Origin of the sequence: Bacillus sp. F56, from assembly GCF_001748205.1 — a bacterium.
Classification (GTDB): domain Bacteria; phylum Bacillota; class Bacilli; order Bacillales; family Bacillaceae; genus Bacillus; species Bacillus stercoris.
In genome coordinates this window covers 262,119-275,072 of sequence record NZ_BDFC01000007.1, presented here as the reverse complement: position 1 = coordinate 275,072, position 12,954 = coordinate 262,119, and the positions used below count along the sequence as shown (strand labels likewise).

Below are 12,954 nucleotides of genomic sequence, written 5' to 3'. Positions count from 1 at the left end.
TTTAAGATAAACAGTACCTATATGGGAGAGAAGAACGAGGACTGCCCTGTGTTCTCATTCTTGTATTTTTTAGTTTATGCTCTCATACATAATCGAAGATGTTGAGGGACAACCAGAAGGAGTGAAGGGACATGGCACAAGAGAAAGTTTTTCCTATGACTGCAGAAGGAAAACAGAAACTTGAACAAGAATTAGAATATTTGAAAACGGTTAAACGAAAAGAAGTAGTAGAGCGCATCAAAATTGCGAGAAGCTTCGGAGACCTTTCCGAGAACTCTGAATACGATTCAGCGAAAGAAGAGCAGGCATTTGTAGAAGGCCGCGTGACGACTCTTGAAAATATGATTCGCAATGCGAAAATCATTGAAGATGACGGCGGCTCTAACGTAGTCGGCTTGGGTAAAACCGTCACTTTCGTCGAACTGCCTGACGGTGATGAAGAATCATATACGATCGTCGGAAGCGCTGAAGCTGATCCGTTTGAAGGGAAAATCTCAAACGATTCACCGATCGCAAAAAGCCTTTTAGGCAAAAAAGTAGACGAAGAAGTCACAGTTCAAACACCGGGCGGAGAAATGCTCGTGAAAATTGTGAAAATTTCATAATATCTGTTTAGCAGCGAAACACCTCGTCCACAATGTGGGTGAGGTGTTTTTTTATGATGATATCGAAACGAATGAAGCTGGCAGTCATCGCTTTTTTGATTGTGTTTTTTCTGCTTCTGCTGAGGCTTGCGGAAATCCAGCTGTTCTTCACAGAATCATTTTCTAAAAAGAAAATCAATTTGATTCAAGAAAGTGTGAAACAGCGAACGGAGGAAGTGCTCATTTCTGATGGAAGAGGCTCTTTTTTAGATCGGAACGGGCGGGCGCTGACAGGCCAAAGCGAGCCTGCGGTTGTTTTGTTCCCTTTTCTGCTGACACAGGATTGGCCGATCAAAAAAGTTGCGGACATCCTCGGCATGTCTGAAGACGATTTGCGCCAGACACTAGGTAAGGCAAAAAAACCGGTCATTTTGCAGCAAAAGAAAATCAAAACACTTTCAAAACAATCTATCACAAAAATCAATTCTTTGAAATATCCCGGCATTTACGGCGTATATATGGAGAATGAAGACAAGCCAAGCCTTGCTTCACATACGATAGGGAGCACGAATCAAGATCCGGCACTGCTCCGAAAGAAATATCCTGACAAGGAGAACCTTCCGATTACGACAGAAATCGGAACAACCGGTTTAGAACGGACATTTGATGAATTTTTGCTTCCGGAACAAGACACAAAACTTTTATATCATGTGGACGGAAAGGGAAACCCTTTGTTTGGCATGGACGTCAAATATACAGCTGAAGCCAATACATTTTATCCGCTCCAGGTCAAAACAACGATCGATCAAAGCATTCAAAAAGCGATGGAGGAGGTATTGGATGAACAGGGGCTGAAAAAAGGAGGAGCTGTGCTGCTGGACATCGAAAATAGCAGCGTTTCGGGTATTGTAAGCAAACCTAATGCGGATGTGTCCCGGCAAAATACACTTCAAAATTATATGCTGACGCCAATCTATCCCGGATCAGTTTTTAAAACAGTTATTGCAGCGGCAGCAATCGAAAATAATACGGTGAAGCCGAGCCAAACCTTTAATTGCAATTTAAACCTGTACGGGGAACCGGGGGACGACAAAGGAACCTTGTCTTTTGATGAAAGTTTTGCCCAAAGCTGCAATTACACATTTACGAGTCTTGCAGAACAATTAATGAAAAAAGACAGCTCGGTTATTGAAGATATGTCTGAGAAGCTGGCTCTCACTGATCGGGCAGGCTGGGAGGGAAAGCTGTACCACGAAACCGATTTCCGTCAGCTGTATAACGAAAAAAGCGGCGTGATATGGGGGGACGAAAAAGACAAATCAGTCAAAAAAGCCATTGCGCAAACAGCGATTGGGCAGAAAAATGTAAAGGTAACACCGCTCGAGGTAGCCAATATGATGGCGACAATCGCCCGCGGCGGAGAAAAACGGCAGGTGAAAATTGCCGAACAAATTGAGTATAAGAATGGCACAACGCTCGTTACGTTTAAAGATCAGAAGCTTAAAGGAGAAACGATAGACAAATATACGTCACAGCAGCTTCAAAAAATGCTGCGGCGGGTGGTAGAATCTCCTTCCGGAACGGGCAGAAGGTTTCAAGATCTTCCGTATACTGTAGCAGGGAAGTCGGGCACAGCCCAGACAGGCAAGCTTTCAAAAGAGAAAGAAACGCTTTATGAAAAATGGTTTGCCGGATACTTTCCCGCGGATAAGCCGAAATACGCTCTTGTTGTTTTACACATGGATACACCGGGAGATAAGGCTCTGACAAATTCAGTGTTTTATGATATTGTTAAAAAAGTACACGAAATTGAAATCAATCAGAAATAGAACAACTTCTCAGCACATGTTAAAATATATGCTGAGCCAAGAGGGATAAAGGAGTGCAGAATTATTGAGCAATAATCAATCTCGTTATGAAAACCGTGATAAGCGCAGAAAAGCCAATTTAGTGCTTAACATTTTAATCGCAATCGTATCCATACTAATTGTCGTAGTAGCAGCGAATCTCTTCATTAACAGTCCTTCTAGCAAAGATGTCAGCAAGGATTCTGAAACAACACAAAAACAAGAATCTCCGGCTTCAGGAAAGACGGAAAAGAAATCGGATGAGGATATAAAAGACAGCAAGAAAGATACTTCTGACAGCGAAAAGGATTCTGAGAAGTCTTCAGATTCTGATTCAGATTCCAAAAAAGATGATTCTTCTTCTAAAAAAGATGACTCTGACTCAGATTCAGCAGGTGACGGGCTTAAAGATGCAAAAGTTACAGAAGGCGGCTCATCAAGCGATGTGGAAAAAACGTATGAAAATTCTGACTGGAAAGCAGTCGGAACTGAGCAGACAGGCGAGCATGCCGCTACTTATGATTCAAGCTCACAAGACTGGGCTGAGATGCTAAAAGCCATTTCATATGCAACAGGTGTCTCAACAGATAACATGACGGTGCTCTGGCTCGGAAATAACGGCAGCCCTCAGGACGCCAAAGGCAAGATTTTAGACAAGGCGACTGGGAATAAATATCAAGTCACGATTACATGGGTTGATAAAAAAGGCTGGAAGCCGACAAAAGTAGAAAAGCTAAAATAAACAAAAGCAGCCGGGCTATAACCGGCTGCTTTTGTTTTAGGCTTCTGCTGCGAAATGAACCACCGCGCTATACAATATTCTTCCTTCTGCCACAGCAGTTTGGTGTGAAACAGATTTCACCCGGAGCATGATGGCTTTATGTTTTCAATTTGTGTATTGATTTTCTTTTCAAGCTCCTGCAATGAAGCCGCTTCAAAAAATTCCACTTTGTCTTTAATCAGATCTAATTGAAAATTCATGTCTTGACCCTCCAGCTTTCACAAGTCATATGAAGTATAAGCTTTTTTGCAGTCTTTGCGCAATATGAGATGGCATAAAATACACAAAGTGTTTTAGTACCTGCTTTTCAGAAGATGTGGTATGATAGGAACTGTTCCATCGTTAATTCATAGTATACTTATAGGAATTATTAAATATGGAGTGTGACAAATATGGGACGTGAATTTATCCCTCTCTTTGAAGATTGGGCAGCAACTTATGATCAAACAGTACAAGGCTTTGATATTCAGTATAAAGAAGCGTTCAGAGGCTACGATCATATCCTTGATGCCATCGTCAGCAAATCTGGAATGCACGTGTTAGAATTTGGCCCGGGGACCGGGAATTTGACAGCAAAGCTGCTTGATGCGGGCAAAACTGTATTTGGAATCGAACCTTCTCCAGCAATGCGTAAACTGGCTTCTGACAAGCTTTCAGGCAGAACGGAAATCGTAGACGGAGACTTCTTGACATTCCCTAAGCCGCCATTTCAGGCTGATACCATTGTCAGTTCATACGCTTTTCATCATTTAACCGACGAAGAAAAGCGGGCCGCCATAAAGCAATATGGCAAATACCTTCATTTGCATGATAAAATAGTGTTTGCCGATACCGTCTTTGAAGATGCGCAAGCGTATCAACAGGCTATCGATAAAGCCCGTTCACAAGGCTTCTATCAGCTTGCAAATGATTTAGAGACAGAACATTATCCTACATTGGATGCGTTGAAAGAGATGTTTACAGCTGAAAGTTTTGCAGTCCAATTCACTCAGCAAAACGACTTCGTGTGGATAATGGAGGCGATCAAACGGTAAAATGAAGGGAATGTGAATAGATGAAACTAGCAGTCATCGGAGCAATGGAAGAGGAAGTTACCATCCTAAGAAACAAACTTGAAAATGCAAAAACAGAAACAATCGCACACTGTGAATTTACAACTGGCGAATATGAAGGAACTGAAGTGATTCTTCTAAAATCAGGAATTGGAAAAGTGAATGCTGCTATCAGCACGACGCTTTTGCTTGACCGTTACAAGCCTGATTATGTGATTAACACAGGCTCAGCGGGCGGATTTCATCATACATTGAATGTAGGAGATGTCGTCATTTCCACTGACGTTCGCCACCATGATGTAGACGTAACGGCTTTTGACTATGAATACGGGCAAGTGCCAGGTCTTCCGGCTGCTTATCCGGCGGATGAAAAGCTGATCAGCATCACGGAAGAAGCGGTTTCCGAACTCGACGGCATTCAGGTTGCAAAAGGAACGATTGCAACAGGCGATTCTTTTATGAACGATCCGAAGCGGGTTGAAGAGGTGCGTGCGAGATTTTCTGATCTATACGCGGTTGAAATGGAGGCTGCGGCAGTGGCTCAGGTGTGCCATCAATTTAAAACGCCGTTTGTCGTCATCAGAGCGTTATCAGATATCGCAGGAAAAGAATCACATGTTTCATTTGACCAATTTTTAGAGCAGGCGGCTGTCAATTCAACAGAGCTTGTGTTAAAGGTGATCAAACGCATTCATTAAAACGGAGGCATGTTCTCCTCCGTTTTTTCTAAAAACAACCTCTAATAAGGAGGAGGACATACATGACAGTGATTACGGACATTACCGAGCTGATTGGGAATACACCGCTTCTCCGCTTAAAGAACTTTGATGTTCCAGAAGGAGTCGCGGTGTATGCCAAGCTTGAAATGATGAATCCCGGCGGAAGCATCAAAGACAGACTGGGAGATATGCTGATTCGTGACGCGCTCGATTCAGGCAAGGTAAAGCCCGGCGGAGTGATTATAGAAGCGACGGCAGGCAATACAGGGATCGGCCTTGCGCTAAGTGCCAGAAAATATGGGTTGAAAGCGATTTTCTGTGTCCCGGAACATTTCAGCACAGAGAAGCAGCAAATTATGCAGGCGCTTGGAGCATCAATCATTCATACCCCGCGTGAGGACGGAATGCAGGGCGCAATTCAAAAAGCCATGCAGCTGGAGACTGAGATTGAAAATTCTTATTGTGTTTTGCAATTTAAAAACCGAGTAAATCCATCGACTTACTATAAGACGCTTGGACCTGAAATATGGGAAGCGCTTGACGGGAATATTCATACGTTTGTCGCCGGGGCAGGATCAGGGGGCACGTTTGCAGGAACAGCTTCCTACTTGAAAGAAAAAAATCCAGCAGTCAAAACGGTGATTGTTGAACCGGAGGGTTCGATTTTAAACGGAGGAGAGCCTCATGCTCATAAAACCGAGGGCATCGGCATGGAGTTCATTCCCGATTATATGAATAAGAATCACTTTGACGAGATCTACACCGTAACAGATGAGAATGCGTTTAGACTTGTGAAAGAAGCGGCAGAAAAAGAAGGCCTGCTGATCGGAAGCTCTTCAGGTGCAGCGCTTTATGCAGCATTGGAGGAAGCGAAAAAAGCATCCGCGGGAACTAACATTGTTACTGTATTTCCTGACAGCAGCGATCGATATATCAGCAAACAAATATACGAAGGGGGCATCTGATATGAAGAAAAAAACAATGATGATACATGGCGGAATCACAGGTGATGAGAAAACAGGCGCAGTTTCCGTGCCCATTTATCAAGTAAGCACGTACAAACAGCCGAAAGCAGGGCAGCATACAGGCTACGAGTATTCAAGAACGGCCAATCCGACTCGAACCGCTCTCGAATCACTTGTGACAGAACTGGAAGACGGGGAAGCAGGTTATGCGTTCAGCTCAGGAATGGCTGCCATTACAGCAGTTATGATGCTGTTTAACAGCGGAGATCATGTCGTGTTGACTGATGATGTGTACGGCGGAACATACCGCGTGATGACAAAGGTGCTTAACCGTCTTGGCATTGAATCAACATTTGTCGATACGAGCAGCAGAAAAGAAGTTGAAAAAGCAATTCGTCCTAACACAAGAGCCATTTATATTGAGACACCGACAAACCCGTTGCTCAAAATCACCGACTTGACGCTCATGGCGGATATCGCAAAAAAATCAGGAGTACTGCTTATCGTAGACAATACCTTTAACACGCCTTATTTTCAGCAGCCGCTTACTTTAGGCGCTGATATCGTGCTTCATAGTGCGACAAAATATCTTGGCGGACACAGTGATGTCGTCGGAGGTTTAGTTGTAACAGCCTCGAAAGAGCTTGGAGAAGAGCTGCATTTTGTGCAAAACTCCACAGGCGGTGTGCTCGGCCCTCAAGATTCCTGGCTTTTGATGAGAGGAATCAAAACGTTGGGACTCAGAATGGAAGCGATCGATCAAAATGCGCGGAAAATCGCAAGCTTTCTTGAGAATCACCCTGCTGTCCAAACGTTATATTATCCCGGTTCTTCAAATCATCCCGGACATGAGCTTGCAAAAACGCAAGGATCTGGCTTCGGCGGCATGATCTCCTTTGATATCGGCAGTGAAGAACGGGTAGATGCGTTTTTAGGAAATCTGAAACTGTTTACCATTGCTGAAAGCTTGGGGGCGGTTGAAAGCTTAATTTCTGTTCCGGCTAGAATGACACACGCCTCTATTCCGAGAGAACGCCGGCTTGAGCTCGGCATTACGGAAGGCTTGATCAGAATTTCTGTGGGAATTGAAGATGCGGAAGATTTGCTGGAAGATATTGGCCAAGCGCTTGAAAATATATAACAAATGGATAGAATTACTTTCTCTGTAAGTCGCCGGATTATATTATAATAGTCGTATACTATGAATCTGGCAGGTGATTCTTTTGAATAAAAATAGAATGAAATCTTTAAAAGAAGACTACAAGCATTTTGCTTTTACATTGCTTGCAGTCAGTACTTTTTTATATATAGGCGCAGTTCTCCCTGATCAAGGCTTAACATTAGGCCAGAAATCGACTATGTTTTTAGCGGATTGCGTATTTTTAGCCGGTGCCTTCTTTTGCGCTGACCGTTCACTTATTTACAAGAAGCGTTTGGAAGAAGCCGACGAATAAAAAACAGCCATCATCGCGATGGCTGTTTTTTTGTTATTTTTCTCGAAGTTCTTTTCCCATGCCTTTTAAAAACTGAAGGCCGAAGCCGACGGCTCTGTTGATGTCAGGGTCGTTCATTGCTTTTAACAGGTCGAGAACCCCGACTTTCTTGTCTTCTTTTAAAAAGCTTTGTGCCTGTTCAGTCCCAGCCATTACGCTTTCTAAAAGCTTTGCTGTAAACTCAGGGTCGGCTTTTGTCAATGCGCCTCCGGCGGCCATCATCGTGTTGATGAGGTTGGTGACAGGCTCACGGGAAACCTGGCCAAGCGCAATCTTGGCAATGTCTTCCTTCGCTCTGAGCATGCTTGTTGCCGCGTCAAAAATTCCTAGATCATTGAGTTCATTCATTAACGTCATCGTTTTAGAGACGGCGTCCTCGTTTTCCGCCAGCAGCTCTTTCAGTTCTTCTATTTTTTCAAGCTTCATTTGCTCGGCTGTTTTTGTTTCTTTTTTGATCGTCGTAATGGGAGTGGCCATTCGTTTTCCTCCTATCGGTTAATCAGTCAGATGGACATAGCCCGGGCGGTTCCATTTTCTTTCTGCTTCGACTCCGTTTTGCGGGTGCCGTTTTTTGTTGCGCGGATTTGTTTTCGGAAGCGGCGCTGTTTCACAGCCGCCAAGCACTTCCATGCGGACCTTTGTCTGTTTATAAGCAGGCGTGTTCGTCCGTTTATCAGCTGCAGGCCCCGTCAAGAAGTTAATCGCTGACTCCTTATCAGTTGAGTTCATTGGCAGATAGAGTTCATTTTTCCGTACCCGATCTGTGATCAGCGCGTTCAATTTGACTGCTCCGAACGGAGAAACGAGGCGTACAAGCGAACCGTCACAAACACCTCGCTCTTGTGCAAGCTCAGGTGAGATTTCAACGAATACATTCGGCACTTTAGCTTGGATGCCTTTCGATTTATTTGTCATGTTTCCTTCGTGGAAATGCTCCAGCATACGGCCATTATTGATATGAAGATCATATTCCTCTGGAAATGCCGCTGGCTCAGTCCAATCAGAAAGGGCAAAGCGGGCTTTTTTGTCAGGGAAATTAAATCCGTCTTCATACAGAAGCGGTGTGCTTTCACCTGTGAAGCTGCCCCATAGGAAGCTGTTCCAGCCTTCTAGCACCTCATAGCTTGCTTTGGCAAACAGAGGAGAAAGACTCGCCATTTCAGAGAAAATGTCACTTGGATGGCTGTAATTCCAATTCGCTCCTAAACGGTTTGCCACCTCTTGAATAATCCACCAGTCCGGCTTTGCGTCACCAAGCGTCGGAAGCGCCTGATACAATCGCTGCACACGGCGTTCTGTGTTGGTGAATGTTCCGTCTTTTTCAAGTGAAGGAGTGGCCGGCAAGACGACATCCGCATATTGGGCTGTTCTTGACAGGAAGATGTCCTGTACCACGAAGAAATCAAGGCTAGATAAAATATCATGCACATGGTTCGCGTTTGAATCGACCAATGCCATATCCTCACCGACAAGATACATGGCCTTCATTTTGCCTTCTTCAATGGCATGAAGCATTTGAATATTATCTAAACCAGGCTTTCCATCAATCTCAACACCATATGCTTCTTCAAATTTAGCGCGGGCTTTGTCATCTGTAATATGCTGATATCCCGGCAGCCAGCCAGGCAATGTTCCCATATCACAAGCGCCTTGCACGTTATTGTGTCCGCGCAGAGGATAAGCGCCTGCACCCGGACGGCGATAGTTGCCCGTAGCGAGAAGCAGGTTTGATATGGCTGCTGATGTATCAGAACCGCCTGTATTTTGTGTGACACCCATTCCCCAAAGGACACAAGTGCCGTCAGCATCACGGATCATTTCAGCGATTTGAATGATGTTTTCTTTTGAAAGGCCTGTGATGAGTTCTGCATAATCAAGCGTATACGTTTTAAGGGTTTCTTTATAATCTTCAAAGTAATTGACGTTCTCCTCAATAAACGCCTGATCGTGCCAGCCTTGGTCGATCATATATTTCGTAACAGCCATCAGCCAAACTTGGTCTGTGCCTTGTTTAGGGCTGATGAACAGATCAGATCGCTCAGCCATTTCATTTTTACGCAGGTCGGCAACAATCAGTTTTTGACCGTGAAGCTTGTGCGCCCGTTTGACGCGTGTTGCAAGCACCGGGTGTCCTTCTGCCGGATTGGCCCCGACGATGATGACAAGACCGGCTTTGGCGATATCTTTAATCGTGCCGGCGTCACCGCCCATGCCGACAGTGCGGAACAATCCGTCTGTGGCAGGAGACTGACAGTAGCGTGAACAGTTATCGACGTTGTTTGTTTCAAATACCTGACGCGCTAGCTTTTGGATGACGTAGTTTTCTTCATTCGTAATTTTAGAAGAAGAGATAAACCCGACAGAGCCTTTACCGTACTGCTCTTTAATTGATCCTAGTCTGCTTGCGACAAGATCGAGGGCCTCTTCCCAAGAAGATTCCACAAAAGCTCCGTTTTTACGGATTAAAGGCTTTGTGATCCGCTCTTCAGAATTGACGAAATCCCAGCCGAATTTCCCTTTGACACATGTGGAAATCGCGTTAACCGGAGCATCAGAAACAGGCTGGATCTTTAGAATATCCCGGCCTTTTGTCCATACTTCAAACGAACATCCGACACCGCAGAACGTACATACAGTTTTTGTTTTTTTCGTTCTCGTTTCTCGCATTGCCGCTTCAACTTCCGAAATGGCAAAAATGCTGCCATATCCCGGTTCAACGTTTTTCACGAGGTCAATCATCGGCTCCATAACGTCCTCTTTAATGTCTGTCATAAAGCCAGCCTGCCCGAGCATTGATTTTTCCATCAGTGCATTACATGGACATACTGTGACACACTGACCGCAGCTGACACAAGAAGATTCATTGATCGGAACTCCCTCATCCCAAATCACGCGAGGGCGTTCGCGTTCCCAATCGATTGAGAGTGTTTCATTTACCTGAAGGTTTTGACAGACTTCAACACACTGGCCGCAGGCAATACATTGGTTTGGATCATAGCGGTAAAAAGGATGAGACATATCAACCGCGCAAGAAGGATCTTCTTTTGGCGTATACGGGTATTTTTGATGCTCAATCCCCATCATTTCCGCTGTATTGTGCAGCGTACAGTTCCCATTGTTGTTATCGCAAACCGTACAATACAGCAAATGGTTTTCAAGAAGGCGGTCCATCGCCTCGGTTTGCGCTTCTTTCACTCGATTTCCCGAAAGATCAATTGACATTCCGTTTTCCGCGACCGTCGCGCATGAACGAACCAGCTTGCCATTTGCTTCTACAATGCAAGTATCACAAGTTTGAATCGGATCAACCTCTGGTACATGGCAAATCTGCGGGTATTCAATTCCGTTTTCATTTAAAATATCTAAAATTGTGGCCCCTGCTCGTGCTTGAATTTCTGTTCCGTCTACACGGATACTGATCGACTTACCGTCCATCATATTCATATTCCCCTCCATCTTTCTTTCACGAAGTCAAAAAAAGCCATGTATAGATACACCTGTCCTTAATTCTAAGAAGGTGTAAACACACATGGCGGAATAGTTCACTAGCAAGTCTTACTAACAGACCAATCCTTGATTTTTATAAAACGATAGACTCATAACAAGATCCTATTACAAATCCATCAACACTGCTTTTATTATAAAGTGATATTTATTATAATACAATATGGCAGGAAAATTTTAACCAAGTTAAATGTCCTAAGGGGAACCGGGAAAAGCCTTTATAAGGCAATATCGGAAGGGGTAATCAGCATGTCTAAAAAAATTCACGAATTCAATGATATCATTCGAAAGCTTCGCAAAGAATTGTTCGGAAAAGGGCCTGAGCGAATTCATACTGTATTTGTAGAAAACATGGCAGTTTCAACGCTATACGGAAATCTGAGTGCAAGCGAGCAGTTTATCGCCCGTACGCCTGAAGGAAGAGAGATGGTACATGCGGCCCGGACAAGCCTGATTCAAGACCTTTATTCCAAACAAACGCCGGAAGGAATGGAGGAACTTATGGGAGCTAAGCTAGTCCATTTGTTTTCTGATATTAAAATTGAGGAAAACATCGCTGTATCTGTATTTGTTTTTGACCGAAAAATAGATGATCAAAAAGAAGCTGTGCAAAGCTAGCATATTTGCCATTGACACAAATTTGTCACATTTGATATGATGTTGCTACAGTTATAGAAGGCTAAAGCAATGGAATGTATGCACGAACTGTATATATTCTCTTTCAATATCTTACATACTGCTTGATATTGTTGTATGGGTATGCATACAAGTTAGGCAGCATTCAAACGCCTGGTTTGACACAGGTTATTTGAGTGCTGCCTTTTTTATTGCCTTTCTTGCATAACTGTTAGAAAAGAAGAAGTATGGAGGCGTTTTATTATGGCTTTTCGAAAACCGGATGAAATAGCGGAAGCAGCAATAGAAGCAGGGATGAAAAAAATAAAGCTCCCGCTGCCGTCACTGCTTGTGCTGGGGTTTTTAGGCGGCGCATTTATCGCACTTGGGTATTTGCTTGATATCAGGGTGATCGGTGATCTTCCGAAAGAATGGGGGAGCCTGTCCAGTTTGATCGGTGCAGCAGTATTTCCAGTCGGTCTAATCCTTGTCGTTCTCGCTGGCGCTGAACTGATCACAGGAAATATGATGTCAGTTGCGATGGCGTTATTTTCGAGAAAAATATCAGTAAAAGAGTTGGCGATTAACTGGGGAATCGTCACAGTTATGAACTTAATCGGCGCATTGTTTGTTGCGTACTTTTTTGGGCATTTGGTTGGATTGACTGAAACAGGTCCTTATTTAGAAAAAACGGTTGCCGTTGCCCAAGGAAAACTCGATATGAGCTTTGGAAAGGTTCTCATTTCCGGCATCGGCTGTAACTGGCTTGTATGTCTTGCAGTGTGGCTTTCTTTCGGCGCCCAAGACGCAGCAGGTAAAATCCTTGGCATCTGGTTCCCAATTATGGCTTTTGTGGCTATCGGATTTCAGCACGTTGTCGCCAACATGTTTGTGATCCCTGCTGCCATTTTTGCAGGCTCGTTCACGTGGGGGCAGTTTATCGGAAACATCATTCCTGCTTTTATCGGCAATGTCATCGGCGGAGCTGTATTTGTCGGACTCATTTATTTTATTGCATATCATAAGAAAGACCGCTCCAGAAAAGAAATGAAGCAGGTATCATGAGCAACGGGCAAAACCATTCGATGATTTGCACAATTTCAGTCCATTTTTAGAAAAAGATGTTTACAAAATGGAATTTGGTGGATATACTTACAAAGTAAGAAAAAAGAGCAAAGGAGGCTGAACCAAAATGACAATGAGACAACGACGTCAACCTGTACGTGATACACAAGGAAAAGTTCATGGTTTATTCAGCCTGTGGAAGAGTTCGTGTCCTTCCTTAACCGATGCTTATCGCACGCATTAAATTCGGAATAGTCGGACATACGCAACTCCCCGCAGGCAGTAGAGGCATTGGTGTCTTCTTTTGTCTGCGGTTTTTATTTGCCCGC

Annotated in this window: 12 protein-coding genes and 1 pseudogene; 10 read left to right on the top strand and 3 right to left on the bottom strand. The window is 44.0% G+C overall.

Annotated elements, in window-relative coordinates; translation table 11 throughout:
* Positions 1–131 precede the first annotated feature (131 nt).
* From greA to BFW96_RS12615, 3 genes are all read left to right on the top strand, one after another.
* A complete protein-coding gene (gene greA, locus BFW96_RS12625) occupies positions 132–605 on the top strand; it encodes a transcription elongation factor GreA (RefSeq protein WP_004399078.1) in 474 nt (157 codons plus the stop codon).
* A gap of 53 nt (positions 606–658) precedes the next feature.
* Positions 659–2,413, top strand: coding sequence for a peptidoglycan D,D-transpeptidase FtsI family protein (locus BFW96_RS12620; RefSeq protein WP_069839595.1), 1,755 nt, complete (start codon positions 659–661; stop codon positions 2,411–2,413).
* 64 nt (positions 2,414–2,477) lie between these two features.
* Positions 2,478–3,173 (top strand): YrrS family protein, encoded by a 696-nt coding sequence (locus BFW96_RS12615; protein WP_040082312.1) that lies wholly within the window; start codon positions 2,478–2,480, stop codon positions 3,171–3,173.
* Between the two features lie 36 nt (positions 3,174–3,209).
* On the opposite strand, the pseudogene BFW96_RS12610 reads toward BFW96_RS12615, so the two are convergent.
* A pseudogene (locus BFW96_RS12610) lies at positions 3,210–3,412 on the bottom strand (YrzA family protein).
* Between the two features lie 192 nt (positions 3,413–3,604).
* Between BFW96_RS12610 and BFW96_RS12605 the strand changes: the two are divergent.
* The 5 genes from BFW96_RS12605 (at position 3,605) to BFW96_RS12585 (ending at position 7,402) form a co-directional block, all read left to right on the top strand.
* Positions 3,605–4,246: a class I SAM-dependent DNA methyltransferase gene (locus tag BFW96_RS12605; RefSeq protein WP_014664786.1), complete on the top strand. Its 642-nt coding sequence runs from the start codon at positions 3,605–3,607 to the stop codon at positions 4,244–4,246.
* Positions 4,247–4,266: 20 nt separating this feature from the next.
* Complete coding sequence (mtnN, locus tag BFW96_RS12600) at positions 4,267–4,962, top strand: 5'-methylthioadenosine/S-adenosylhomocysteine nucleosidase (RefSeq protein WP_014664785.1); 696 nt, start codon at positions 4,267–4,269, stop codon at positions 4,960–4,962.
* A gap of 62 nt (positions 4,963–5,024) precedes the next feature.
* Entirely contained in the window at positions 5,025–5,948 is a 924-nt protein-coding gene (locus tag BFW96_RS12595) for an O-acetylserine dependent cystathionine beta-synthase (protein WP_014664784.1), read from the top strand.
* Between the two features lies 1 nt (position 5,949).
* Positions 5,950–7,089, top strand: a complete 1,140-nt coding sequence (locus tag BFW96_RS12590; RefSeq protein ID WP_069839594.1) for a bifunctional cystathionine gamma-lyase/homocysteine desulfhydrase — start codon at positions 5,950–5,952, stop codon at positions 7,087–7,089.
* Positions 7,090–7,171: 82 nt separating this feature from the next.
* Complete coding sequence (locus BFW96_RS12585; RefSeq protein ID WP_003237358.1) at positions 7,172–7,402, top strand: YrhC family protein; 231 nt, start codon at positions 7,172–7,174, stop codon at positions 7,400–7,402.
* 33 nt (positions 7,403–7,435) lie between these two features.
* Here BFW96_RS12585 and BFW96_RS12580 read toward each other — a convergent pair whose 3' ends face one another.
* Together BFW96_RS12580 and fdhF are read right to left on the bottom strand one after the other, a co-directional pair.
* On the bottom strand, positions 7,436–7,918 hold the full coding sequence (locus BFW96_RS12580) for a helical membrane plugin domain-containing protein (protein ID WP_069839593.1): 483 nt from the start codon (positions 7,916–7,918) through the stop codon (positions 7,436–7,438).
* 18 nt (positions 7,919–7,936) lie between these two features.
* Entirely contained in the window at positions 7,937–10,879 is a 2,943-nt protein-coding gene (gene fdhF / locus BFW96_RS12575) for a formate dehydrogenase subunit alpha (RefSeq protein ID WP_083252886.1), read from the bottom strand.
* A 315-nt stretch (positions 10,880–11,194) separates the two neighbouring features.
* On the opposite strand from fdhF, the gene BFW96_RS12570 reads away from it, so the two are divergent.
* Both BFW96_RS12570 and BFW96_RS12565 read left to right on the top strand, forming a co-directional pair.
* Positions 11,195–11,563, top strand: coding sequence for a Na-translocating system protein MpsC family protein (locus BFW96_RS12570; RefSeq protein WP_014664781.1), 369 nt, complete (start codon positions 11,195–11,197; stop codon positions 11,561–11,563).
* A 261-nt stretch (positions 11,564–11,824) separates the two neighbouring features.
* Positions 11,825–12,625, top strand: a complete 801-nt coding sequence (locus BFW96_RS12565) for a formate/nitrite transporter family protein (RefSeq protein WP_069839591.1) — start codon at positions 11,825–11,827, stop codon at positions 12,623–12,625.
* Positions 12,626–12,954: the final 329 nt, after the last annotated feature.